This is a genomic window from Gimesia sp. (assembly GCF_048260065.1).
Classification (GTDB): Bacteria; Planctomycetota; Planctomycetia; order Planctomycetales; family Planctomycetaceae; genus Gimesia.
The window spans coordinates 512,279-536,768 of the sequence record NZ_JBLXHC010000003.1; the positions used below are offsets into that span (position 1 = coordinate 512,279).

The 24,490-nt window shown below is 52.4% G+C and carries 16 protein-coding genes; 9 read left to right on the forward strand and 7 right to left on the reverse strand.

All coding sequences use genetic code 11. The features are described from left to right. The first annotated feature begins 3 nt into the window (after positions 1 to 3). Both ACN0YN_RS08060 and ACN0YN_RS08065 read left to right on the forward strand, forming a co-directional pair. Positions 4 to 861 carry a type II secretion system F family protein gene (locus tag ACN0YN_RS08060; protein WP_417384492.1) on the forward strand — a complete coding sequence of 286 codons (858 nt, stop codon included), beginning with the start codon at positions 4 to 6 and terminating at the stop codon, positions 859 to 861. A gap of 48 nt (positions 862 to 909) precedes the next feature. Continuing rightward, the gene (locus ACN0YN_RS08065; RefSeq protein WP_417384493.1) at positions 910 to 2,022 is read left to right on the forward strand and encodes a type II secretion system F family protein; all 1,113 of its coding nucleotides are present in this window, start codon (positions 910 to 912) and stop codon (positions 2,020 to 2,022) included. Between the two features lie 89 nt (positions 2,023 to 2,111). On the opposite strand, the gene ACN0YN_RS08070 is transcribed toward ACN0YN_RS08065, so the two are convergent. Beyond that, a complete protein-coding gene (locus ACN0YN_RS08070; protein ID WP_417384494.1) occupies positions 2,112 to 3,425 on the reverse strand; it encodes a Gfo/Idh/MocA family oxidoreductase in 1,314 nt (437 codons plus the stop codon). Between the two features lie 283 nt (positions 3,426 to 3,708). On the opposite strand from ACN0YN_RS08070, the gene ACN0YN_RS08075 reads away from it, so the two are divergent. Further along, positions 3,709 to 4,362 (forward strand): hypothetical protein, encoded by a 654-nt coding sequence (locus tag ACN0YN_RS08075; protein WP_417384495.1) that lies wholly within the window; start codon positions 3,709 to 3,711, stop codon positions 4,360 to 4,362. A gap of 33 nt (positions 4,363 to 4,395) precedes the next feature. On the opposite strand, the gene arsC is transcribed toward ACN0YN_RS08075, so the two are convergent. From arsC to ACN0YN_RS08100, 5 genes are read right to left on the reverse strand one after another with little or no spacing between them, the layout of a single operon-like run. Continuing rightward, on the reverse strand, positions 4,396 to 4,740 hold the full coding sequence (arsC, locus tag ACN0YN_RS08080) for an arsenate reductase (glutaredoxin) (protein ID WP_417384496.1): 345 nt from the start codon (positions 4,738 to 4,740) through the stop codon (positions 4,396 to 4,398). After that, entirely contained in the window at positions 4,721 to 6,079 is a 1,359-nt protein-coding gene (locus ACN0YN_RS08085; RefSeq protein WP_417384497.1) for a sulfatase-like hydrolase/transferase, read from the reverse strand. Before ACN0YN_RS08085 ends, arsC begins: the two co-directional genes overlap by 20 nt. A gap of 18 nt (positions 6,080 to 6,097) precedes the next feature. Beyond that, positions 6,098 to 6,931 carry a sugar phosphate isomerase/epimerase family protein gene (locus ACN0YN_RS08090; RefSeq protein WP_417384498.1) on the reverse strand — a complete coding sequence of 278 codons (834 nt, stop codon included), beginning with the start codon at positions 6,929 to 6,931 and terminating at the stop codon, positions 6,098 to 6,100. Between the two features lie 18 nt (positions 6,932 to 6,949). Then, positions 6,950 to 8,497 (reverse strand): DUF1570 domain-containing protein, encoded by a 1,548-nt coding sequence (locus tag ACN0YN_RS08095; protein ID WP_417384499.1) that lies wholly within the window; start codon positions 8,495 to 8,497, stop codon positions 6,950 to 6,952. Between the two features lie 40 nt (positions 8,498 to 8,537). Then, entirely contained in the window at positions 8,538 to 10,649 is a 2,112-nt protein-coding gene (locus tag ACN0YN_RS08100) for an FAD-dependent oxidoreductase (protein WP_417384500.1), read from the reverse strand. Positions 10,650 to 10,919: 270 nt separating this feature from the next. Between ACN0YN_RS08100 and ACN0YN_RS08105 the strand changes: the two genes are divergently transcribed. The 6 genes from ACN0YN_RS08105 to ACN0YN_RS08130 all read left to right on the forward strand — a co-directional run bounded on the left by ACN0YN_RS08105 (position 10,920) and on the right by ACN0YN_RS08130 (position 23,274). Next, positions 10,920 to 13,181: a BatA domain-containing protein gene (locus tag ACN0YN_RS08105; protein WP_417384501.1), complete on the forward strand. Its 2,262-nt coding sequence runs from the start codon at positions 10,920 to 10,922 to the stop codon at positions 13,179 to 13,181. 33 nt (positions 13,182 to 13,214) lie between these two features. Further along, entirely contained in the window at positions 13,215 to 15,764 is a 2,550-nt protein-coding gene (locus ACN0YN_RS08110; protein ID WP_417384502.1) for a hypothetical protein, read from the forward strand. Positions 15,765 to 15,939: 175 nt separating this feature from the next. Further along, positions 15,940 to 19,983 carry a hypothetical protein gene (locus ACN0YN_RS08115; RefSeq protein ID WP_417384503.1) on the forward strand — a complete coding sequence of 1,348 codons (4,044 nt, stop codon included), beginning with the start codon at positions 15,940 to 15,942 and terminating at the stop codon, positions 19,981 to 19,983. Between the two features lie 35 nt (positions 19,984 to 20,018). After that, positions 20,019 to 21,059 carry a prenyltransferase/squalene oxidase repeat-containing protein gene (locus ACN0YN_RS08120; RefSeq protein ID WP_417384504.1) on the forward strand — a complete coding sequence of 347 codons (1,041 nt, stop codon included), beginning with the start codon at positions 20,019 to 20,021 and terminating at the stop codon, positions 21,057 to 21,059. 253 nt (positions 21,060 to 21,312) lie between these two features. Continuing rightward, positions 21,313 to 22,650: a nickel pincer cofactor biosynthesis protein LarC gene (larC, locus tag ACN0YN_RS08125; RefSeq protein WP_417384505.1), complete on the forward strand. Its 1,338-nt coding sequence runs from the start codon at positions 21,313 to 21,315 to the stop codon at positions 22,648 to 22,650. 93 nt (positions 22,651 to 22,743) lie between these two features. Then, positions 22,744 to 23,274, forward strand: coding sequence for a hypothetical protein (locus ACN0YN_RS08130; RefSeq protein WP_417384506.1), 531 nt, complete (start codon positions 22,744 to 22,746; stop codon positions 23,272 to 23,274). Positions 23,275 to 23,299: 25 nt separating this feature from the next. Here ACN0YN_RS08130 and ACN0YN_RS08135 read toward each other — a convergent pair whose 3' ends face one another. Then, positions 23,300 to 24,472 (reverse strand): DUF1501 domain-containing protein, encoded by a 1,173-nt coding sequence (locus ACN0YN_RS08135; protein ID WP_417384507.1) that lies wholly within the window; start codon positions 24,470 to 24,472, stop codon positions 23,300 to 23,302. Between the last annotated feature and the right edge of the window lie 18 nt (positions 24,473 to 24,490).

Sequence of the window (24,490 nt, forward strand, 5' to 3'; positions counted from 1 at the left end):
AATATGGCTACGGACACCGCAATTAATACGAAAAAACTGGAAGACTTTTCGGAGATTCTCCGCGATCAGGACCGGTACGCCGTCAGCGATTCAAAGCAGCTGGGAAACCGTTTGAACGGCGGCTTCGATGAATTGATCGTCCACTCCGGTGTTGAAGCCAATCCAGGGGTCATCCTGTTCCTCTGCCTGATCAGCTCCATGCTGGCTGGTGGCCTGATTTTCATTTTACAGGAAAATTTCCTTTCCACTTCAATTGCCTTTATGGTAGGTGGAATGGCGCCGATCGGATATCTGATCTTCAGCAGATCACGCCGTCAGAAAAAGATCAATGACCAGCTGTCCGATATGATTGACGAACTTGCGCGTGCCGCGAAAACGGGGCGCAGCCTGACACACTGTTTCATCAGTGTGGCTGAAAAAACACCGGCTCCTCTGGGAGATGAACTGCAGGAAGCATCGCGTCGTTTGCAGATGGGTGTTTCCATGAAGGCCGCTCTGGATGGCTTGTATGAGCGAACGGGCGTCGCGAGTCTGAACATTCTTTCGATGGCATTGATCGTCCATCAGGAAACCGGGGGGGACCTGGTGAAAGTTCTGGAACGTCTGGCACGAACCATTCGCGACCGTGTCTTGTTCCTGGGACGTCTGCGAACTGCGACTGCCGGTAGCCGTGCCACCGCGGTGCTGATGATTTTGCTGCCACCACTGATTTTAGGCTTCTTCATCTTACGGGACCCGACGTACCTGACGACTTTGATGGCATCTTCCTGGGGGCGTGGTGCAACGTTTACCGCTATCGCGCTACAGGTCATCGGCTCATTGTGGGTCTTGCGAGTTTTGAAAACCAGTCAACGTAGCTGATAACAAAGATTTATTAGAAACCTGCCAGTAACTGGCGAGGGTAATCCCATGTTTACACCAACAATTACCATTTCCATCTTCTACACGATCTGTGGTCTGATCATCTTATGGATGCTGTTTCGTATCATCCGTAAGCGGAACCCGAAGACGGAAGAACCCAGACGCGAGCAGCAGGAAGTAGAGGCTCAACCGGAACGTGCTTCTCTGACTCCCTCTACGATGTCTGCCAGTACGACTGCTGCGACCTGGGAACATCGTGAGCTGTTTTCTGAGATCAATACCAAAAAGCAGGCTGCGACTACCTTACCTCCCATCGAAGCCGGTGATGTGCCGTCCATGGGTGGTGATGATTACATCTTCGGCTCGGCGACTCCCGCTCTGGCTGAGATGATGCCCGAGTCAGAAGAGCGTCGTGCGAAAACGAAAAAAGAATTACAGGCAGCAGGTTACTACCAGCCTCACGCGTTACATAATTTCTCAGCAATCCGCTTCGTTTCCATCATGGGAACGCTGCTGTTGTTTGCTGTTGTATTACTGCTTGCTCCCGAACGTTTTGAAATCCCGATTCTGGTAGCCATGCTCATCGTGCCGATCCTGGTCTGGGCGGTCCCGTTCCTGGTTGTCACCGGTAAAGCATCTGACCGTAGAAGTGAAATCGAACAGGGGATCCCCGACATGCTGGACATGCTTAACATGTGTGTGTCTCAGGGGATGACGGTACCACATGCCTTAAAGAAAATCATCCGCGAACTGGCCAAAGTTTATCCGGCACTGGCCCATGAATTGAAAATCGTGATTGAACAATCTTCGATCGGAACCTTCTCGCAGGCACTTGCCAACTTCAGCAAACGTATCGACGTACCGGAAGTGCACTCCTTCGCCGCACTGCTGATCCAGACAGATCAGATGGGTACGAACGTGACTTCAGCCCTGCAGGAATACAGTGATAACATGCGAGAAAGTCTGTCACAGCGGGCTGATGAAAAAGCCAACAAAGCGACATTTAAACTGCTGTTCCCCACGGTACTCTGTCTGATGCCGGCAATTTACATCTTTCTGCTTGGTCCCGCGATTGTGGAACTCTCCGACTTCTTCCATTCCGGAGGTCGCGACAGCTTGAACAGTACCACCGATATGTTCCAGCAAGTTGGTGGCCCTTAATTTCAGGCAGACAGTCTCTTTACTTAAAAACATCCTGACAACTTATGCTGTCAGGATGTTTTATTTTTTGCAGACTGTTTTTCCAGGAATCAGACTTGAGGCAGTTCCCATTCGGATCGATACTCACGACCGAGAAGTGCATTGGCCTGTTCGTTACCGACAATCTGATTGAGTCGGGTATCAAACTGAATTTCCTGCCCGGCACGAAACGCCACATTTCCCAGATGGCACAGAGCGCTGGAGATATGACCAATCTCAATATCTGAAGTCGGCGTTTTGCGGGTTTTGATACAATCGATGAAGTTTCGATGGTGGGTTGTCGCCTGGTCGCTGGTCCCGGAAGTAGCTGCGTCTTTCTGGTCATAGACTTTCCAGCCGCCACGATCGACGACCAGCGTGCCCTTATCCCCATAAAATGCAGCCGCGGCATTTCGTCCTTCCATACCATGCGTACTCCAGAGACGATGTTCCCAGACAATCGTTTTGTCGGCATAGTTGTATTGAACGACCTGGGTGTCCGGTGTTTCCTGATCATCGTTGAAGAAATATTTTCCCCCTGACGCAGAGATTCGCTCAGGCAGATCAACTCCCAGTCCCCAGCGGGCAATGTCCAGCATGTGAACGCCCCAGTTCCCCATTTCACCGGTCCCGTAATCCCAGAACCAGTGCCAGTTATAGTGAAAGCGATTCGGGTTAAAGGGACGACTGGCGGCGGGACCCAGCCAGAGATCATAATTCACGCCGGCAGGGACGGTGGTATTTTTCTTTTTACCGATGGGCTTGCGACGATGAATGATCCAGGCCTTCGCCAGTTTGACTTCCCCCAGTTTTCCACTCTGAACAAAATCGACGGCGGACTGAAAGTGGGAGCCACTGCGTTGATGAATGCCGGATTGAACGACGCGCTGGTGTTTCCTCGCCGCTTCAATAATTTTCAGACCTTCGTTGAGATTATGGGAAACCGGTTTTTCCACATAGACATCTTTTCCCGCCTGGCAGGCCATAATTGCCATGAGTGCATGCCAGTGATCAGGGGTCGCGATGACCACCCCGTCAATCTCCGGGTCATCCAGAATGCGGCGGAAATCGGTGATGAACTCGGGAGCGACTCCCTGCCCTTTTTCAATCGACTTGATTGCCGCGGGTGCGACCGATTCATCGACATCACAAATGGTCTTAACACGTACATCCGGGAATTCGGCCATGCTGGAAGTCAGGAATTTCCCTTGTCCGCGAACGCCGATCCCCGCCAGTACAACCCGTTCGTTAGGCGAAGATTCAGCGCGTGCAAGATTACTTGCCAGGCCCACCACTCCGGCTGCCATCCCCGCTGCATTGCGTGCACTACGATCCAGAAACTGTCTGCGATTGACGTCCCGTTTCAGAAATTCTTCTACGTCCACTTAAAACCTCTTGTGTTAACTCCCTGTGAAATGGGAACTTTTGAAATTGTTCCCAATCATGGATTTATTCTCAACAACTCAATGTCTATTATAACAGATAACAGTACTGAATATATCCTGTCATTCTACATACATTACGCATTTCTGTCACATTTTATGAGTACCAATCCCTAAAGTTGAGTACCGTTGACCGTCGTTTCCGATGGATTTCCGGTTCAGTGAATGGAATGTATCTGGAGCGCTTTCAACAGTCGTTATGTTAATCCAATAAAGAACTTGCAGCATGCCGATTAAATTTCGATGCCAACATTGCGATCAATTGATGGGGATCTCGCGTTCCAAAGCGGGAGAGGTGGTCGATTGTCCTACCTGTGGATTATCCGTCCGTGTCCCCGGACTGGACGGCGAAGTCGCACCGATTCCACAACCGCGGCTCGATCTGAAAGACGCAGAACTCGCCAACGCTCTGGATGAGCTGGCAGCGATCGGCGCCAATGTCACGCTCGACAAACAGAAGATTTCTGAGCCGAAACAGGAGTCACTGTCTCCGTCAGCCCCGGCACAAATTTCAGAGCGCAACGCGATTCCGGAGGAAGCATTCAAAGCGATTCCGGTGAGATCAATCCCCGCCTCTGAGCCTTCACGGCAGTTGGAACCGGTTCATGTATCAACGGCACCAGAGAATCAGGTGGTGCCCGTCAGCCAGTTACCAGCGGAATCTGCAGATCAGAGCGAAGTCGACCATGCAGAGGAGCTCTCGAATCTGGCAAGCCTCGCGCAGAAACGGGCAGCAGGAGTGCTGGCAGAAAAGAAGAAGAACAGGCTGAAACGCTCCGCCCGGTTTGAGTTACCAACCATCACCTGGGTGATTCTCCTGATCACGTTTGGCGCGCTGACATTCTCCATCGGCTTACTGATCGGGCGGAATGTGCTGTAATCTCGATGACCGCTGATTCTCTTCCACACAGAATCAAAGCAGTTCTTTTACATTCTCGGGAGGACGTCCGAGCACGGCTTGCCTGCCTTTCACCACAATCGGGCGTTCAATCAATTTGGGATGCGCGATCATCAGTTCAATCGCTGCCTCCCGTGAGAGTTCTTTCTCTGCCAGCTTCAGTTCCTTATAGATGTCTTCCCCCTTCCGCATTAAATCGCGGGGTTCCATCTTCAGCTTCTTTAACAGCGAATCCAGTTCCGTCGCAGTCGGCGGTGTTTTCAGATATTCGATCACCTGCGGTTCCTGTCCGGATTCCTGGATTAAAGCCAGAGTCTGTCGGCTCTTGCCACAACGGGGATTATGATAGATTGTGATCATGGTTTTTCTTTTTCAATTCCTTAAGCTGGCTGGCAAACTCTGCGACCACTTCCGGAGACTGCAGATACACATCGGCAACATCCCAGCGATCAACGGGCTTGTGATACAGCTCACTTTTCTGTGAATCATCAGACAATTCCGCTTCTTCCGTCTCCTGCTGGTCCTGAGACTCCAGATAATAATATTCGCTGGTTCGAATTGCTAACGTAGCATCGTCGGCTGCAAAGACAGGCGATTCTATTGCCTCCCGTGCCCCCTCCAGCAATGACAGCAAATCGGTTCCGCGATAAGACCCATGTTCTGGTTTGACGTTCCACCAGGAAAGCAGCGAGACAGGTAGATCGGCAGGTTGTGTCAGAAACTGGCGTCGGCTGCCGGACTGTTCGGTTTCGGATCGGAAGATCATCAACGGTATGTGGGTTGATTCTTCCAGCATCCCTGCCATTTCAGACTCTCTTACCGGGCCCAGCAGAGAATTTCCCCCGCGCGCCGCCGTCACGATCAGCAGAAAGGAATGCGATTCAGCATATTCCAGCAGTCGATCCAGGAAACGACCAAACCACTGATCCAGCAGCGTGACATAACCGGCGTAGACCACCCGCGCCATCTGGCGCTCCTGCTCATCCAGCTCCGACCATTCTTCCGGACTGGTAAACAGTTCTGCGACGGCGGAAACCAGTTCCTGCCAGTCTTCTTCCTCCAGGTCTGATTCTGATTCATCCTCCTCGGGAAGATCATCAAAGTCCTGAAGCGTCTCTTCTGAAACGTCATCAGGTACATCCTGATCGAGCACTTCATCCAGATACAGGGTCGCAAAAAATTCGGGAGCCAGCGGCATTGCGGGAACTCCTTCCGAGCGAATCCAGATCAGTTGATCGCGCGACTCTTCCATCCACCCGGGCAAACGATCGACGGCAGCCTGCATCAGTTTCGCCACAGGCGTCTGGACTTCGCTGTCCTGATAATCGTTACTTCCTGTGATCGTATCGACGTGGTCAAAACGGGAGAAGTAAGGCTCTTGCGCTCTATGTACAGCATTCCGTCCCGAACCGGAATCCATTTCCAGTAGCAGCGAAGTGTCAATCCCCTGGTGTTTCAATTCCGAAAGGAAACAGTGAGGCTTCTGGCTGTCCGATTGAAAGGCACGGGGAACTGTCTGCCCGGTCCACCAGGGAAACGAGTTCTCAGTTGTAGCAAGATCGTTCGCATAATGCTGATCAAACAGAACAGACAGAGACGCCAGTCGATCCAGGTTGGGTGTCTCGATCCATTGATGTCCGTAGCAGCCCAGCATACACGCGGGTAACTCTTCAAAACTGACAACAAACGCTTTTTTCATGTGAGCTATGGTCTTAAGTTATGATGAAAAAGATTCAACCCAGTTTCGACAGCGTGTGACATACGCAAAGGCGTCGTCAGCGGTCACGATGCCTTCTGCCTGATGAATTGTCATAAATCCCTGGTAATCGACTGCCTGCAAACCGGAGAAGACCTCAGCAAAATCAATTCCCTGGCCGGACTCATCCCAGTAGGGAAGTAATCGAAAAGGCCGGTCTCCCAGACACCAGGTTTCCAGATGATCGGGACCATCGTCGGTGATCACAAGATTCTGAACGTACGCGTTTTTGAGCCAGGGAAGAATTTCCTGAATCGCTTCTTTGCCGTATTTCTGGCCACACATTAACAGGCTCGCCGGTTCATAGATCAACCCGAAATTGGGGCGATTGATCTGCTTCAGAACTTCAATCGATTTGTCCAGCTCTTCGAACAGGCAGGCGGGATGGAACTGGTGCACGAGCTGAATACCCCGCTCCGCCGCCAGGTCACAGGCCTGTTGTGCATACGGAATATCGTCACTCGTTTTGAGACAGACTCGTACGAGTTGACTGCCCAGAACTTCCGCCACATGCAGCGAAGGTTCTATATCACGTAATGCCAGCGGTGCTTCAGAGTTGTTCTGGGGAATATTCAGATCAGCTGTCACCATCGAAACGACGAGCCCTGCCTGATCCACGATGCCGCGAATCTCTTCCAGTTCCGCCTGTGAACTTTGGACGCCGGCAACACTGGCCCGCATACAGAGTGCAGAATAGCCAGCTCTGGCGGCAATCTCTGCGACCTGGGGAAAGGGAATATTTAATTTTGTCTTACAGGCTGCTTCAGCGATCCGCACTGAAAGTGATAGCTTCATCGAGTTTCCTTCAACTGATTATTGATCTGCTCCCGAGGGATCAACCTGAACGCGACGTGACACGACGGGAATCGGAAATTTACCGGCTGCCCAGGCTTCTGCTTTTTCACTCCCCGGATAAGCAGAATCCACCTCAACATGATAGGTACGCCAGCGGCCTCCGGTGGCACCTCGCATGATCTTACTGGCATTCTGAGGCTTCAGTTTTATTTTTCGGCGAATCCCCACATCTGGCAGATACCATTCCGCATACGTTCCCGCATCGGTCAGCACGGTGATATGAAATGTCATCGGACGAAAAGGCGAAATATTCTGCAGCCAGCCCTCAATTCGTGGAGGCAGAGCTGGAGAATACGATACCGCCGTCATTTTCACAATGGCCATCTCCTGTTTGTGTTTTTCCAGATGCACATATTTATCGTCGAGTGGCGGCAATTTGATCTTCTCTTTGAGAATCGATTCAATCAGTTGCACTTTAAATTTCAGCTGCAGTTCCTCCGGGCGGACTTTGAGAATCTCGACAAATTCTTTGTACTGATCCTTCGGAGAAATTTCCGCGAACGGTTCTTTCGTAGAAAGATTTTGTACATATTTGAGATATTCATTCGGATGTTCCGTCACCAGCATCCAGTGCAGACCCCAGGCATGCACATAGGCGTCACCGGAAAGCACACTCCCCCCGAAGACCCCATCCAAGGCCACGACTTCCCCCCAGTTCAGCAACTTGGCAACACCGGACATCAAAGCATAGTGCGTATTGATTCGATCCGGGCTGACGTTAATCCGGTCTCCTTTTCCTTCAAAACCGGTCGCGATGCCTTCCATAAACCAGGTCGGCACCGGAGCAAAACGTTTGACAACGCCGCGGTTAATCGTCTGCAGGTGAATCGCTTCATGCAAAGGCGTCTCGAAGGAACTGCACTCACTCATTCTGAGGATCAGGTTGTTCGACACATGAGAATAATACGCCAGGATATTTTCGACGCCATCCCCCAACCCCGTCGTCTCTTTCGCGAACGATTCAAAATCAGCGTCCGATTCGAAGATCAGCATCGCCATTGGAAACTCGTAGTCCGCCAGTTCGATTCCCATTTTCCGGGAGTAAGTTTCAAAGATGACATCCACGTTCCGCATGAACCGCCCTGCTTTTTCCAGGAACGTTTTGACACGGAGTTCCGTACGGTCCGAACCATCCAGGGGCGCCGCCAGCACAACACCTACCAGAAACGGACTCTCGAGATGGAAGCGAAATTTCTCTTTGCCGAATTTCTTCGTCAGGTCTTCCGACATCTGTTCGACGGTCAGCGGTTTTGGTGCCGCTTTGAGTTCGCGTTTTTGAATTTTCCCCTGGGGAACCAGCACTATCGAACCATCCGGTTTTAACAGTCCGTGCATCATCTCACCACGGCGTTTGCCGGATCCGTACAACGATGCTTCAAGAGTGACGGTTTTGCCCGACTCATCGACGTAAGTAAAAATATCAGCCTGCAGATCCGGGCTGCAGAGTGAGAGAGATACTGTGATAACAAACAGGCTGAGAAACTGCCTGGTAATAATGTTATGCATAGGGCACCTTGATGCTTTCTGATGCGACTTTGATTCAAAGTCAGTCTGCATTTGCGGGAACGAGCTGGAGCGCATCGACAATGACATGCCCTTTCGTCCCCTGGTTCGTCACACGCAGCACTTCCCTTTTCCCCTGCTCGAACGGGAACCGTCCCAGCAGATGGTATTTCCCCTGATTGGGTTGCTGCTTCTGATTGACCAGGATCTCTTTGGTGCCTGTAGAACTGGTCACAATATAGGGTGTATTAATTGAACGATTGGAACCGGGAGCGTAATAGACGCGGACTTCATACAGACCACTCTGCGGGATGTCTGCGGTGAAGGAAATTTCCCGTTCCCCTTTATCGGCATCGCCATCATGCTGATAGCCTTGCCCGACGTAAGGAGCGCTGGCGGAACTGCTTTTCCAGCCCAGGCTGCGTTTCGCATCGCGATCGTCGACAACGATGCCTTTCAGAGAACTGGTACGGATCGGCGGTTCCCGGCGGGGTCCGTCCCAGATGAGGATCTGCCTGTCTTCGAGTAATTTTTTTCGCAGTGGTGCATAGTCAATATCCTGCACTGCCTGACCGGCATCAATCGACTGGCAGGCCGCGGTCGCTGCGGACTGACCTAACACCATAAAGACCGGTTCCATACGAATTGAACCATAGGCGATATGAGAGGCTGCCATCGCAACTGGTACCATCAGGTTTTCACATTCTTCTTTTTTGGGACGAATCGACCGGTAAGAAATCGGATAAGGGTTTGGCACTCCCACCTGCACATCACCTTCGTTCAACGTTTTTCCATCGATGGCGTAGCGCTGCTGGTTGTGAGAATCCATTGTGTAAGCTGCCAGACCGATACTGTCTTCCGCGACCAGTTCCGAAATACAGTTCTTTTCCGTCATGACATATTCGGAGATCAGGCGGCGGGCTTCGCGAATGTACAACTGGAACGGCCAGCCTGCAGTATCCTGAAATTCATCTTTGGCCGGCTTCCAGGTCTGGAACTGCTTTCGCACTTCAGCGGGAACACGCGGATTGTTTGCCAGCGTCCACATGAGCCCCTGCTGATAAGTCAGATGTTCCTGAATGATCTCTGCCCGTTTTTGATAGTCGGCGTCGGGATATTCGTAGTTCATCCCGATATTGTCGGTGGAGATCGCAAAATTATTATTCGTGTCTGTTTTGCGGTTCGGCATCAGAACCGGATTCCAGGGCACCCGTAAATCGCCGGCTTCAAAGTTTCGCAACAGCAGTTCATAATGCAGTGGATCATAATTGTCGGGCTTCACCCATTCCCGTTGATTCTCGGGTACGTCCGTCGTACACATCCGAAAACAGTAGGCCTGCACGCGATGATCGCCGTCGCCGTCTTTGCCTCCCGGTCCTTCCTGCTGCACGCCTGGCAACAAACCACTACTCTTATCGCCGGGCACCACATAGGGATCGACCGGCTTGATGAACTGGTGAGAGACCGCATTGCGAGTCTGAATTCCATTCAACGTTTCACCGTAAGTCGCATTCGCTTCTCGCCCCACATGGTAGGAGACACCGGCCACTGCCATCAGATCCCCTTCATAGGTCGCATCGATAAACACTTTCCCGGAAATAACGAGGCCACTCTCCATCTTGATCGAAGTAATTCGTGCCTGTTCTTTTTTCACGCCCTGCTTCAGATCCAGACGCTGCTGTTTCAGAACGGGGATGGCCTGTTCGCCGAGCATTTTTTCAAACGTTGCTTCTGCGACATGTGGCTCGAAAGTCCACATCTCTTTTTCAGCCCCTTTGCTGTATCGATTTTTGTAGTCCCCCTTTTTCTGATATTCCCAGGAGGAGTCCAGGCTGTAATAGTTGCCCAGTCGTCGATAAAATTCACGCGCGATGCCGCCAATCGCCGCCTTATTCCCGATGTCGGTGGCCCCCAGTCCCCCTGAAGAGAGACCGCCCAGATGCGTTCCCGGTTCGATCAGCAGCACGCTTTTCCCCATACGGTCTGCCTGAAGTGCTGCGGCGATGCCCCCGGACGTTCCGCCATAGACGACCACGTCATAGCTGGATTTGAGCTGTTCCGGTTTGATTTCCTGTGCCTGAGAGAAAGTTGAAATCCCCACCCAGGAAATCAGAATTAACGCAAATCGGATTATTTTCGTAGAAACAGGCAGCATGCAGACGACCTTCTCACTCGGCTGGTGTGGACAAATCAAATATTATTCGTTAGCGGACATGTTTACACAGGCCCGTTTCGTCCATCATAATCATTACGGTGGAATATCTAAACAGGCTTACGGCAATTCTGAATTTATGTCGGACTTAAATTGTTAAATATGTGAGCAATACCATTTAGGACGATTTCACCATATAATTGTAACCGTCTCTTTTATGAAACCATCCCAGGCGCGCCGTTCCCTACCAACTCCAATCCCCAGCAGGCTGACATGAGTTTTGATTTCCTTAATCCGATGATGCTGCTCGGTTTACTGGGAATTTCACTGCCTGTGCTCGTGCATCTGCTCAGTCGTAAAAAATACGATGTGGTGCAATGGGGGGCAATGCAGTTTCTGGAACTGGGACGCCGCACGCGACGCCGGATTCGGCTGGAAGGCTGGTTGCTGCTGGCGATGCGGATGCTGTTGATTGCATTGATTGCCCTCGCGTTATCCCGCCCCTGGGTTTCCGGCGGATTTTTATCGAAATTTATTTCTACGCAATCCCGTGATGTCGTCTTCGTGATCGACGGTTCCTACAGCATGGGCTGGGAAGGCGAAGCAGAAACGCCGCATGCCGCTGCCATCCAATGGGTGCACCGCTTTTTAGAAGAACTGAACCCCGGCGATACCATCACCCTGATTGATGCCCGCGACCAGCCCCGATTGATTACCGAGTCCCCCACATCCCAGTTTGATGTCGTCCGCGAGAAATTAAATCAGCTGCCTCCCCCTGCCGGTTCCTCCAATCTGGCAAATTCCATTTCCAAAGCCATTCAGACACTCAGTAAAACTTCCAATCTGGAACGGGAAGTCATCGTACTGACAGACGACCAGGCCTTCTGCTGGACACCGGAAGATTCTATCTTGTGGGCCCAGGTCAATGACCTGCTGCAGCAGTCTGCAGTCCCCGTTGACCTGTGGGCCACCAACGTCGCCGGCGAAAAGAATGAGGGACTGCTCACCAATCGCAAAGTAGAACAGCTTTCTGTCTCTCGCGAAGTCTGTGTAAAAAATCTGCCCGTCCGAATTTCGACGACCATTCGTTATGACGGACCGGAGGAGAATCTGATCTGCCCGGTTTACTTTGAAGTCGACGGACAACAGCTGCCGGAAAAAACCCAATCGGTGAAAATCGAAAATCATGGCGAGACCGCCGTCGAGTTTCAACATCGCTTTGAAGATGAAGGGACTCACATTGTCAGCATCGTCGTCGATCCCGACCCGTTGCCCGGCGATGATCGGTCTGATGCTGCCCTGCATGTTACCAGTGCTTTACCCGTCCTGCTGGTAGACGGCACCCCCAGTTTTGACCCGACCCGCAGCGAAGTCTTTTTTGCCAACCTGGCATTGATGGCGCCTGCGAACCGGACCCCCTGGATTCAGACCACCGTCATTGAGAAAAGTCAGCTCAATGCGGATATCCTGAAAAATCAGGCTGTCGTCGTACTCGCGAATGTGGATACCCTCTCGGAAACACAGGCAGGCGCTTTAATCGATTTTGTCAATCACCAGGGGGGAGGCGTATTGATCGCGCTGGGTGATCAGATCAACGCCGACGATTACCAGCGACTGCTGTTCCACGATAAAGCGTTGATTCCGGTGGAGCTGAAGTCCCGGGAATCCAATCCGGGAGCTGAATTCGGGAACCTGACACAGATTCGTTCCGACAGCCTGCAGAGTCCGTGGCTCAATCGCTTTCGCGGCGAGTACGCCAATGGACTGACGTCGGCCCGGTTCAGTGACTGGTGGGATACCTCAGCCATCACACAATCCGATCAGCCTGAAGAGGAACAGCAAGGTGAGAAAAGCGACCCGAAAACACCGGTGGAACTGGCAACGTTGAGTAATAATTCCCCCTTCATGCTGATGATGAACCATGAACGGGGACGTGTGCTGCTGCTGACCTCTTCCCTCGATGCGGACTGGAACAACCTGCCGGCAAAACCCGATTACGTCCCTTTTCTGCATGAGGCGGTCTTTGAACTGTCTTCAGGTCGCGTCTATCGAAACCTGCAGACAGACGAACCCATCGTGGTTCCGGTCCCTGCAAAGACCACGGTAGAACAGATCGAATTTCTCGACCCGAACGGCAAAGCGATTACCGGCATGATCGAAGCAGATCCTGCTGCTAACGCGGCCACGTTTCAGTCTCAGAATACCTCTCTGCCCGGCATCTACAGCCTGTCTCCCAAGCCAGGTGTGCAGACCGATCTCAAAGCAGATCGTTTTGTGGTGAACTTCGACCGGAGTGAATCCGACCTGACGCCATTAAGTGAAGCACAACAGAAAACACTGACGGATGAATCACACCTGACATTTTTCAAGACCCTCGACGAATTGAAACAGGCCATGTTTTCGGATGTTTCCGAAACCGAATTCTGGCGGGTCCTGTTACTGATTTTCCTGCTGTTGATGGTAGGAGAAATGTTTCTGACCAGAAGACTGGTTCAAGGAGGCCATTCCACTCTTCCCGAACAGAACGAAACATGATGCAGCTAACTTATACAGAGATGACGGATTGAAATGATTGAAAGGCACTTTCAGTTTAACGGCTTCGAATGGAGCGGATGGACGATTTTCAGCGTCTGTGCCGTCGTGGCGGCGCTCGTCTCCATCGTCATGCTGTTCCGTTATGAACGTCGCCTGGTCTCATCCTCGATTGGTAACGTACTTATCTCGCTGCGCATTGCCGCTCTGATTCTGATCCTGCTCACCTTTCTGGAACCGGTGCTGACCTGGTCATTCAATGTGAATAAAACCGGCCGGTTGATTGTCGCCGTAGATGTGTCAGACAGTATGAATACCCAGGATCGTCACGCCAGCGATCTGGAAAAACTGAGACTGGCACGCGCGTTGAAAATGATTGGCAATGATCAGGTCAACAGCCGTCTGGATCGCTGGGAAGCTGCTTATGCAGCCGACCAGGAACCGCCGTGGGTGGATGAAGATGAAACGGCCAACCCGCAAAAACGGGAAGAACTGGCGGCCAGCCGGAAAGAGAATCTGACAGCGATTTTTGCCGACATTGATCAGATGTCGCGCAAGGAAATTGCGCAAAAACTGCTGTTAAATCCGGCTAATCCGATCCTGGAAAAACTTCAGGAACGGGGACAGGTCGATGTGGTCCTGTTTGCCGGCGATGCTGTCACTACAGATCAGACCACACTGGAGAAGTCGTTGAAAGAAGTTCCCGATAAAGTACATATGGAACTTTCCAATCTGACACAGGCATTGAAAAACACAGGCAGCGGAGCAGAAACCGGAGAGGCACCGATCGCAGGCTACATCCTGTTGACGGACGGGCGAGATAACAGCCAGTTGAATCCCGTCACCATGGCCGCACAGCTGGGGCAGATGAAAGTCCCCATTTATCCGGTGGTAGTGGGCACCGATCACGAGCCGAAAGACATTTCCATTGCTAACCTGGATTACCCGCAGACGGCATTCAAGGATGACCGCCCCCTGCTGAAGGCCCGTATTGGAACCAATGGGTATGAAGGCCAGGAAATCAGTGTGATCCTGAAACAGGGTGACCAGGAACTGGCGATAAAGCGTTTTACGTCTCAGGGAATCAGCAAGCTGCTGGAATTTGAACTGGATTCGGACAAGCTGGGTCGGCAGGAATTCACACTGGAAACCGAAGTCCTGCCAGGCGAAACGCGTGACGACAATAACGACAAAAAGTTTGCCATTAACATCGTGGACGATAAATCACACGTACTGCTGGTCGAAGAAACCGCGCGCTGGGAATATCGATTTCTGCATCATGCACTGGAGCGTGATAAACGGATCGCCTTGGAACAGGTTCTGTTCGAACAGCCTTACATGGGATTGCTGCCGCAACCGTTTTTTCCCAATCAACTCAAAATTAATGTGCCGGTGGCAAAACCGAATGAGGATCCGGGCTCGAAACCTCATCCGTTTGCCGATCAGGATCTGATTATCATCGGAGATGTCTCGCCGGAGCATCTGGAAGAAGAAAACTGGAAGCATATCCAGACGTTTGTCGGCGATCAGGGGGGGACCCTGGTTCTGCTGGCAGGAAAAAAATACATGCCTCTGGGACATCGTTCTCCCACGTTGAACGAACTGCTGCCTTTGAAATCTCCTAAAGTCATTGACTGGAACCAGGCGAATTTCAAAGTTCCTCCCGGCGAACGGGGCATGCGGCTGCGACTGACGCCGGAAGGGGAAGCGGAACCGCTGCTGCAGTTTGATGCCAATGCGGAAATCAACCGCGATATCTGGCAGGAACTGCCGGGACATCTCTGGTTTCTGCAAGGCGAACTGAAACCGGGGGCAACCGTGCTCGCGTATGGGATCTCCCCGTTCAATGCCCCCCCCAATGAAAAAACGGACGGCGTCATCATCCATCGTCAATATGGTGCCGGACAGGTCGTCTGGATTGGAATCGACAGCACCTGGCGCTGGCGGTTTCGCGTGGGTGATCGCTACCACCACCGTTTCTGGGGACAACTGGCCCGCTGGGCGGCGAAGAATAAAGCAGCCGCTGGAAACGAATTCGTCAAATTCAGCTTAACCAAAACGGACATTGATGCGGGTGAAATCACCACAGCCAGCGCCCGCTGGACCCAGGAATACCGAGATCAGTTCCCGGAAGTCAAATCGACGGTCTCGATTGTGAGAGCATCGGAACCAGAAAAGGTGATTGCCTCACTGGAACTGCTCAATCAAAAAAATCAGCCCCTGCTGCAGGAAGCCAATCTGCCTGCCCTGTCCGAAGGGGAATACCTGTTGAAACTGCAGACGACGCCCCCCATCGCGGGCGAAAAAGAAATCACGACCCCGCTGTTTGTTCATGGCGTCAAAACGATTGAACTGGGCAATCTGACCTCGAATCCGCAACTGCTGACAGAAATGGCAGAATCGAGCGGGGGTAAGCTGCTGACGCCGCAGACAATCAACGAACTCATGGAATTACTCCCTTCTCTCAAGCAGGAAACGACAAAACAGGATGAAATTTCGGTCTGGGACCACTGGTTTTTCCTGATTCTGATCATGGGTATCCTCACAGTAGAATGGGCTATCCGTAAATTGAACGGATTACCTTGAACCAGCTGCCAGGTTTTTGGCTCTGAATCCGTTTTTTTATCCCTATTTCAACCTGGATCTTGTTACAATATCAGGGGGCGAGGTCTGCGCTATGAAGGCTCTTGACCCGGGTGCCTGCAAAACAAAGTGTGCTCGCTGAAACAGATTCCTCAATCACTTCCTGCTGAGATAAGCTATGGATGGTCAGTTAGATCAATTTGTGAACGAATTGAAACGGCAATTGAACCAGCTTGATCGCCGGATTCGCTCCCTGGCGCTGTTACGCGGACTGGGTCTGGTGATCCTTGTACTGGTCTGTCTGATTACGCTGCAGATCAGTATCGACTTTGTCTTTTCGCTCGACTCCACTGCCCGCATTATCATGAGTTCAATCTCACTGGCTGTGCTGACGGGATGTCTCTGGTTTGGAATCCTGCGGCGGGTCATGCAAAAACGCACCCCGGTCGAACTGGCCGCGATTGTGGAAGAGTCACAATCCTCGCTGAATGAACGACTGACCTCAGTTCTGGAACTGGCTACCGCCCAGAATGAAACCAGTTCCGTCATGATGCGGGAACGACTGGCACGTGAGACCATCGCCTCTCTGACCACATTTAATATCACCGATTCGGTTCCTTCGGATCGCGCCATGCGATTTATCATGAGTGCCGGCATCGCCATTCTGATTTTTATTACGCCCCTGCTGTTCTGGCCCGACGCATACCGACTGCTGCTCTCGCGGAGCGTGATCCCGTGGGGGAACTTCGCGACAGTGAGTTCTCTTTATTTCGAAGTCCAGCCCGGTGATGAAACCATCGCTCGCGGAACCGATCTGAAAATTGTAGCGGAACCTCACTGGCATACCAAAAAACCAGGACAGATCAATGAGGTCTGGATCGAATGGAAAGACAGCGCCGGCAAATCAAACGCACGCCGCATGGATCTGGATCAGGAAACCGGTTTTTATCTGACGCAGTTTCCGCGTCTTCTCAGCGGATTCCAGTACACGATTTCATCCGATCGCAGTCGCTCAAAGCAATATACGATTGAAATTGCGGAACCGCCTTCGATTACCGAAACGCTGCTGACAGTCAATTCTCCCGGCTACACTCAGAAACTAACAGAGCAACTGACCGTCCTCCCCAGCGAGCTCCGCGTCATCGAACAGAGCCGCCTGGATTTCAAATTGAAATTTGACCGTCCTGTCACTGCTGTCACTCTTGAACAACAGAGCTACGCATCGGGCACAGAAGAGCGGCACCCCGTGGAACAGAAAGCGTTTTCCATCAGCGAAGACCAGTTATCTGCAGAACTCTCGCTTCCGGTTCACAAAAACAGCTTTCTGTATCACCTCAAACTGGAAAGTCTGGAGGGGAAACTGACGACTCAGACCTCAGAGCATCTGGTGAAGGTCATTCCAGACCGGGCTCCTGAAATTGAACTTTCCCTCTACAATCAGGCGGAATTCATTAAACCTACGGACGGATTAAAGGTACCTGTAAAAGTACTGGATGACTTTTCGGTCGCTGAACTGGAAATCCATGTCCAGAAACTGGACGAGAAAGCCACTGTGGTCAAGGTTCCCGCACAACTGCTGGGTAAGCCTGCAATTGAATACGAGTTTGAAATCGATCTGGAAGGGCTGCGTGCACAACAGGGCGATATCTATACCTATCGTGTGCGGGCAGCTGACAATCGGGAAATTCCGGAACCCAATATCGTCTGGACCACTCCACGCGTTTTTGGAATTGATCAGAATGCAGACCAGCAGCTCTCCGCGGGCGTTGTCTCTCGTCAGGAAAAACTGCGGGATGAGCTGCAGAAAATTCAACAGGAATACAAAGAACACAAAAATCAGGTCGACCAGAAAATTGCAGAGCTGAAAAAAGCCAAAGAAAAAGAAGCTCTGAAAGCGGCCGATCAGGAACAACTGCAGGAATTGAGTAATCAGGAACGCAAGCTGGCTCAAAAGCTGGAAAACCTTGCCAACGAATTTCTACAGCTTCCCCTGTATCAGAAACTGGCAGCGCAGACACAGGAAGTGGCGCGAACTGACTTCGTGAAAAATCATGACACGCTGAAATCAACCGCAGACGCCGAAGATATCAAACAGGCCCAAAACGAACTGAAGCCGGTCCCCAAAGCCATGCAGGGGACCGAACAGAAGCTCGATCAGCTGGCCCGTCAGTATGATAAACTCGTCGAACTGGAAAATGATCTGTTAAATCTGAATCGACTGGCGGATGAAACCAATCATCTGGCCGAAGATCTGCTGGCCTTCAACGACAAACTGGAATCGACGAAGCCACAGTCACAGGAAAACAAAGACGGCACACAACAGGCGACTGAAAAATCGGAAATGGATCGCAAAAAAGAGGAAGCTCATCAACAGCGTTCCCCCGAGATGGAAAAAGAACTGGCCAATCTGCAGGCGGAACTGAAACATCGCCAGAGCCGCCTGGCGAAAGACCTGGATCAACTGCTGGAACGTCGTCCTGAACTCGTGGATGCCGCCCGTAACTATCAGATGAAACAACTGGATTCACTGGTCCGACAGACTTCACAACTGGTGGAACCGCAAACTCAACTGGCGGAAGCCATCCAGGAACAGGCTCCCGTAGCCGCACCAAGACCCACGGTCCCCCAGCCAGCAGAACAACCGGCGGAAGCCAATCCCCCCGCGACCGTGCAGGGAGAAAATCAACCTGCTGGCAATAATGCTGCACCAGCAACAGCCTCCGCCGGACAAGCGGCGCCTGCCACTGCAGAGTCTACCCAGAATGCCGCCGGGGTAGCCGCCGATGGTAAGCCCACGACCGCTATGCAAACGGCCGAACGCAATATGAGCAATGAGCCTTCCCGGGCAAAAGCGGAGCCTGTGAAAGAGGATTCCGTGCTTGATCTGCAAAGGCAGCAGCAGATGCTGGCAGAAGCGGCGACCAATTTTGTTTTGGAAACCGCCCAGCAGTTCGGTCCTGATTCTGAACCGACCCGCAAAGCCACTGAACTCGCTGAAGAATCCATCAAAGCGAAACAGGCAGCCGATGCAGGTCGACTGCATGAAGCCAGCCAGGCAGCAAATCGGGCGTCAAAAGTGGCTGATGAAATCATGCAGGCCCACAAAGACCAAAATCCGGAAAATACCGAGCGGGATCCTTTTCTGGAGCAGGCGGAACTCATGGCAAACCTGCAGCAGTCCCAGGCGGAAAAAATGGAACAGGCTTCTGCTTCCGAATCGAAGCGACAGGAAGCCTTGCAGAATACACAACAGGCGCTCGCCCAACAGACCCAGGCATTATCACAGGAACTGTCTGAGACCTCGCGTAAGCTGGAGACCGACCCGATTGGCTTGAAAAAAGAGAGCCAGCAGGCGGACCGGACTCGCCAGAAAACTGAGACCGCCGGCCAGGCCATGGAAAAAGCAGTCGCAGGTCTGCAGGAAGAAAATCTGGCACAGGCAGCAGAGCAGGCGCAACAGGCAGCCCAGGCACTTCAGGAAGCAGCCCGACAGGCACAGCAGGCCAGCAGGCAGAAAGCCAAGGAATCTCCCGTCCCCGAAAAAGTGGGGAACCAGGTAACTGATGCCGCTCAACAACTGCGTGAAGCTCAGAAGCAGCTGGAACAGAGTCCGGAATTCAAAGACCAGTCAGACCAGAAGATGGCACAACAGCAGCAGTCCTCACCCGGCGATGCGAAAGAAAATTCTCAACAGTCCAGTCCTGCTGATCAGAAAGAGAAAGCGACCGAATCGGGAGATGCCAAAGCACAGGCGAATTCTGAAGCGGGAGACAAATCGCAATCACAGGAACAGATGGCGGAAAACGCGAACAGTCAGCAGGGCGATTCCCAGCAGCAGGGCAAGCCGTCGAAGTCTCGGGAAGCAGCCGAGTCGCTGAAGCGGGCCGCGGAATCATTGTCTCAGGCGGCAACCGAACTGAAATCAAAAGCACAGCAGGGTTCCGATCCGGGCAAAGGACAACAGTCACAGACCGCTTCAAAAAATATGGCGCAAGGCAAAGGGCAAGGCGAAAGTGAAGGCGGCGGTGCACAGACCAGCGTGGACTTCTCTGAACTGAAGATTAAACTGCAGGCGATGTCGGATCAAAACTGGGGTGAACTTCCCGGGCAGTTGAATACCGAAATCCTGCAAGGCTCGCGCACCCGTACCGATCCCGAATATGCCCGGCTGATCAAACATTATTTTGAAGCGATTTCCAAATCAAAACCTGAGAGTAACTGAACCGGTTACTCTGATCAAATCTTCTGGATTCATTTATGATTCGCTGGTCACTCCCGCTGATACTCGTCATTTCCCTGTTACTGCCTGCCAACATCAGTCAGGCTCAGGAACTGGACGCACAGAAGAAACAGCTGGATGCCAGTATTCAGCGGGCGGTTCAGTTTCTGTCTAACTCACAACAGCCTTCCGGCGCGTGGTCGTTTAATTCCTACGGCGAATCGACGGCTGCCACTTCGCTGGCGATTATGGCATTCATGGCCGCCGGTTATGTTCCCGAAGAAGGACCGTACGGGGACCAGATCAACAAAGGAATTGACTGGGTTCTGGATCATCAGGCAGATAATGGTCTGGTGGTTCATCATAAAAGCCACGGGCCGATGTACAGCCACGGTATCAGTACGCTGATGCTGGCAGAAGTCGCCGGGATGCTGAAAGGCGAGCGCGAGAAAAAATGCAGAGAAGTGCTGGAACGCGCCATAAAACTGATCGTCTCTGCTCAGAACGTCAACAAAGACAAACGGAACGCGGGAGGCTGGCGCTACACACAGACCAGTACCGACAGTGATCTCAGCGTGACCGGCTGGCAGTTACTGGCTTTACGGGCTGCCAAGAATATTGGCTGTGATATTTCCAAAGATCACATCGACAAAGCCGTCGCTTATGTCCGCAACTGTCGTGGACGCAATAACGTGGGTTTTGCTTATCAACCGGGTGGCGCTCCCAGTGCAACGCGTACAGGCACCGGAATTTTAGCTCTGGAAATCTGCGGTCAACATCACACCCGGGATGCACTGGAAGCCAGCGATTACCTGATGCAGAAACCATTGCATCCGGATGAATTCTATTACTTTTACGGTGCCTACTACTGCAGCGTCGGAATGTTTCAGATGGGAGGCGAGTACTGGCGTAAAACACGGGACACGATTGTTCCGCAACTGCTGGAAACTCAGAAACATGACGGCAGCTGGCTCGCCACCAAGGGGAGTGAAAAGCAGGCAGGAAAAGTGTATGCGACCTCCCTGGCAGTCCTTGCTCTGGCGGTGGAATACCAATATCTGCCTATCTACCAGCGATAAGGTCTCAGCCTTTCATTAGAGGGAATGTGCTGATTCACAGCTGTTTCAGAAAACTTTCCTGCAAATACCAACGAAACCCGGTGTTCCTGTTCAGTGCCGTCTCTAAGTATCTCCCTGTCAACAAACGGGTTACTCCATTCCATGAATCGAGGGCTGCCACGAATTGACCTTGGTGAACCCGCTGGTTATCTTTAAAATTCGCTTCTGATTTTTGCCTGCTTCCCTCGACCTTAACCCCTCTGGATACCTGACTGTGCGGATTGCTTACTTAGATTGTTCAACTGGAATTAGTGGTGATATGACTCTGGCGGCTCTCGTGGACGCCGGAGTGGACGCCGATCAGATTTGTGCCGGCATCGACTCACTCGGTCTGCCTGGTGTGAAACTCACTTTCTCTTCAACCGTGAAGGGAGGATTCCATGCGACTTCCGTCAAAATCGAACATCCCGAGCAGCACGCACACCGCCATCTAAGTGATATTATCAAGATCCTCAAACAGTCAGACCGCCTGACTGCCCGGCAGTATGAACTGTCGCTGGCGCTGTTCTCCGCAATTGCTGCTGCGGAAGCCAAAGTCCACGGGTCCACTATCGACAAAGTCCACTTTCACGAAGTGGGAGCCATCGATTCCATCGTGGACATTGTCGGCGTCGCCATCGGCTTTGACCTACTGGGAGTAGAACAGATCATTTCCAGTCCGGTGCCTACCGGCTATGGTCAGATCAAAATTGATCACGGGATCTGTACGGTCCCTGCACCGGGGACGGCCGAAATTCTGAAAGGGATTCCCCTGGCTGACATTCCGATTCAGGCAGAACTGACAACTCCGACAGGCGCTGCCATCATCTCAACACTCGTCGATCGTTTTTCGATGCTGCCTGCGATGACAATTGAAGGAATCGGTTATGGGGCCGGCACGAAGAATTTCCCCGAACGGGCAAATCTGCTGCGGATTTTTGTCGGTGAACTGTCGCATTCCAGCAATACCGATTACGTCACACTGCTGGAAACCAATCTGGATGACATCACTCCGGAAGTCATCGGCTATACCAAACAGAAACTGATGGAAGCCGGCGCCCTGGATGTTTATACGGCTGCGATTCACATGAAAAAAGATCGCCCGGCTGTCATGTTGAGCGTGATCTGTCAACCCGCGGACGTCGAACGTCTGGAAGCGATCCTGTTTCAGGAAACCGAAACCCTGGGAATCAGGCGGCATGTGCTGCAGCGCACCATTCGCCCTCGACAGCCACACACCGTCAAAACAACCTGGGGAGAAGTCGCCGGCAAACTGTCACTGACTCCGAGCCATCAATCCGTCTTCACGCCGGAATATGAAGCATGTGCTCAACTGGCGGCTGAAAAACAGGTCTCGTTGAGAACCATTTACCGGGCAGCAGAAGCAGCTTATCTGTTTGATGGAACACAAATGAGTCCTGCTTTACCCGCAGCAAATGTTCCCCACGACCACGACCACGACCACGACCACGACCACGACCACGACCACGACCACGACCACGACCACGACCACGACCACGACCACGATCACGATCACGATCACGATCACGATCACGATCACGATCACGGGTAGGCGCGCGTAAAAGGATCAGGAAGATCCAGCGAGCGTTAAAAAAAGAGAGCCGCAGTTCAAATTTGTCTGGTAGTAAAGGATGACTGACCAATCATGTTCAATTTGAGCGATCCCAATCTGATACTGACGGGAGTGTTACTCTTAACGGTTGCCTGGATGCTGCGAAAAAACTTTCGCTATCAGCATCAGGTGAGAAGCCGCAACCCGCTGGACGAAGCGCAACAGGAGCTTTCCAGCCTGGAACAGAGCCAGTTCAACCGCCTCAATCAGCTGGAAATCAAGCTGTATGAATATGGCCGAGAAGTAGAATCACGGAGCGACGACCGCCTGCGTGTTCTCGATGAACTGCTGCGGGAAGCCGATCAGGAAATCAACCGGCTGCGCCAGCAGCTGGCGCTGACACAACAGAAGCAGAAGGACCCGAGTCAGGAAGCGGGGCCCGATATCCTCGTTTATGAAAAATCGCAGCCCCTTTCTGCCAGTGCGGAAAAGCGATTGATGATGGTTTATCTCAGCCAGGCCGGTTTTTCAGCTCAGGAAATCAGCAACTGTTTTCAGTGCCCCCGCGAGGATGTTGAACGCGTACTGTCCGAAGACTGTCCCCCCGGATCAGAAATCGCGTGAGGTTTGAGTTCAGCATCATTGCAGATCAGCCGCTGATCAATTCGCCCACGGGAGAAGCATCAACGAGTCTGATTTCGTCCTGTTCCGATCGTGCCAGACAGCTGCCCGGATTTAATCCCAGATGATGGTAAACCGTCGCGGTCAACTCAGAAGCATGTACTGGACGTTCGACAGGTGCACTGGCCCGGGCATCGCTGGCACCAATCACCTGGCCGCCGGGAGTTCCGCCGCCGGCAACGAGTGCAGACCAGACGTGCGGCCAGTGATCGCGGCCGCCGTGGGCATTCACCTGAGGCGTACGACCGAATTCTCCTGTCGCGATGACCAGCGTATCATCGAGTAAGCCTCGCGTCGAAAGATCGTCGAGTAACGTCGAGAGAGCTTTGTCAAACGCGGGGCCCAGTGAATCCCGATACTCGTAGACTTTACCGGAAGTCCCTGCACCGGTCCCGTGGCAGTCCCATGTTAACTGCTGATGCAGATCATCAAACAGATTGACGACCACACACCGCGTTCCCCGTTCCACCAGCTGACGTGCCTGCAGTAACAGTTGACCAAAGCGATGTTTACCATACTGCTGTTGAATCGCCTTGGACTCTCCGGTAATTTCGATTTCAAATTCAGCCGAAGATGATCCGACTGCCGTGGCGGGTTCGAATTCTGCTCCCAGGAACGATGCCTGCTGTCCGCGATAGGTATTCACTCCGAGGGAAGTGACCTGGCGGGGTAACACGACAAACGGTGGGGCATCGCCACGAGGTCCCCACTGACGCGCGATGACGGAACCAAAGCAGGGATAATTCAATGCGCCCCGTGACAATCGTCCGGTCATGAGCAGTTGATGGCCGGTTTCGTGAATCGGTGCGGCATCGTGGTACAGAGAACGGACGAGGGAAAACTGCCCCGTTCGCTGCGCCAACTGGGGAAACGCTTCACTCAGATAGACGCCGGGAATGGTGGTGGAGATTGCTTTGAGTGGCCCTCTGAATTCTGAGGGTGCCTCCGGCTTGGGATCGAAGGTTTCCAGCTGGCTCGCGCCGCCGGTCATCATGATGAAAATACAGTTTTTATGAGAGCGGTCCCGCTGCGTGGCCGCCAGCGCGGCACGTTCTGCGATCGACAGCCCGACGAAACTCAAACTGCCCACACGCAGGAAATCACGTCGTGAAACTTCCGATTGATTTTGCCTGGAACTCATAGTGTATATTACTCACTT

What these genes read in the sequence shown, in the direction of transcription:
- ACN0YN_RS08120 (WP_417384504.1), top strand. Translation starts at nt 20,019, where the DNA reads ATGATTCGCTGGTCACTCCCGCTGATACTCGTCATTTCCCTGTTACTG.
- ACN0YN_RS08085 (WP_417384497.1), bottom strand. Translation starts at nt 6,079, where the DNA reads ATGAAAAAAGCGTTTGTTGTCAGTTTTGAAGAGTTACCCGCGTGTATG.
- ACN0YN_RS08065 (WP_417384493.1), top strand. Translation starts at nt 910, where the DNA reads ATGTTTACACCAACAATTACCATTTCCATCTTCTACACGATCTGTGGT.
- ACN0YN_RS08090 (WP_417384498.1), bottom strand. Translation starts at nt 6,931, where the DNA reads ATGAAGCTATCACTTTCAGTGCGGATCGCTGAAGCAGCCTGTAAGACA.
- ACN0YN_RS08075 (WP_417384495.1), top strand. Translation starts at nt 3,709, where the DNA reads ATGCCGATTAAATTTCGATGCCAACATTGCGATCAATTGATGGGGATC.
- ACN0YN_RS08115 (WP_417384503.1), top strand. Translation starts at nt 15,940, where the DNA reads ATGGATGGTCAGTTAGATCAATTTGTGAACGAATTGAAACGGCAATTG.
- arsC (WP_417384496.1), bottom strand. Translation starts at nt 4,740, where the DNA reads ATGATCACAATCTATCATAATCCCCGTTGTGGCAAGAGCCGACAGACT.
- ACN0YN_RS08110 (WP_417384502.1), top strand. Translation starts at nt 13,215, where the DNA reads ATGATTGAAAGGCACTTTCAGTTTAACGGCTTCGAATGGAGCGGATGG.
- ACN0YN_RS08130 (WP_417384506.1), top strand. Translation starts at nt 22,744, where the DNA reads ATGTTCAATTTGAGCGATCCCAATCTGATACTGACGGGAGTGTTACTC.
- ACN0YN_RS08100 (WP_417384500.1), bottom strand. Translation starts at nt 10,649, where the DNA reads ATGCTGCCTGTTTCTACGAAAATAATCCGATTTGCGTTAATTCTGATT.
- ACN0YN_RS08060 (WP_417384492.1), top strand. Translation starts at nt 4, where the DNA reads ATGGCTACGGACACCGCAATTAATACGAAAAAACTGGAAGACTTTTCG.
- ACN0YN_RS08105 (WP_417384501.1), top strand. Translation starts at nt 10,920, where the DNA reads ATGAGTTTTGATTTCCTTAATCCGATGATGCTGCTCGGTTTACTGGGA.
- ACN0YN_RS08095 (WP_417384499.1), bottom strand. Translation starts at nt 8,497, where the DNA reads ATGCATAACATTATTACCAGGCAGTTTCTCAGCCTGTTTGTTATCACA.
- ACN0YN_RS08135 (WP_417384507.1), bottom strand. Translation starts at nt 24,472, where the DNA reads ATGAGTTCCAGGCAAAATCAATCGGAAGTTTCACGACGTGATTTCCTG.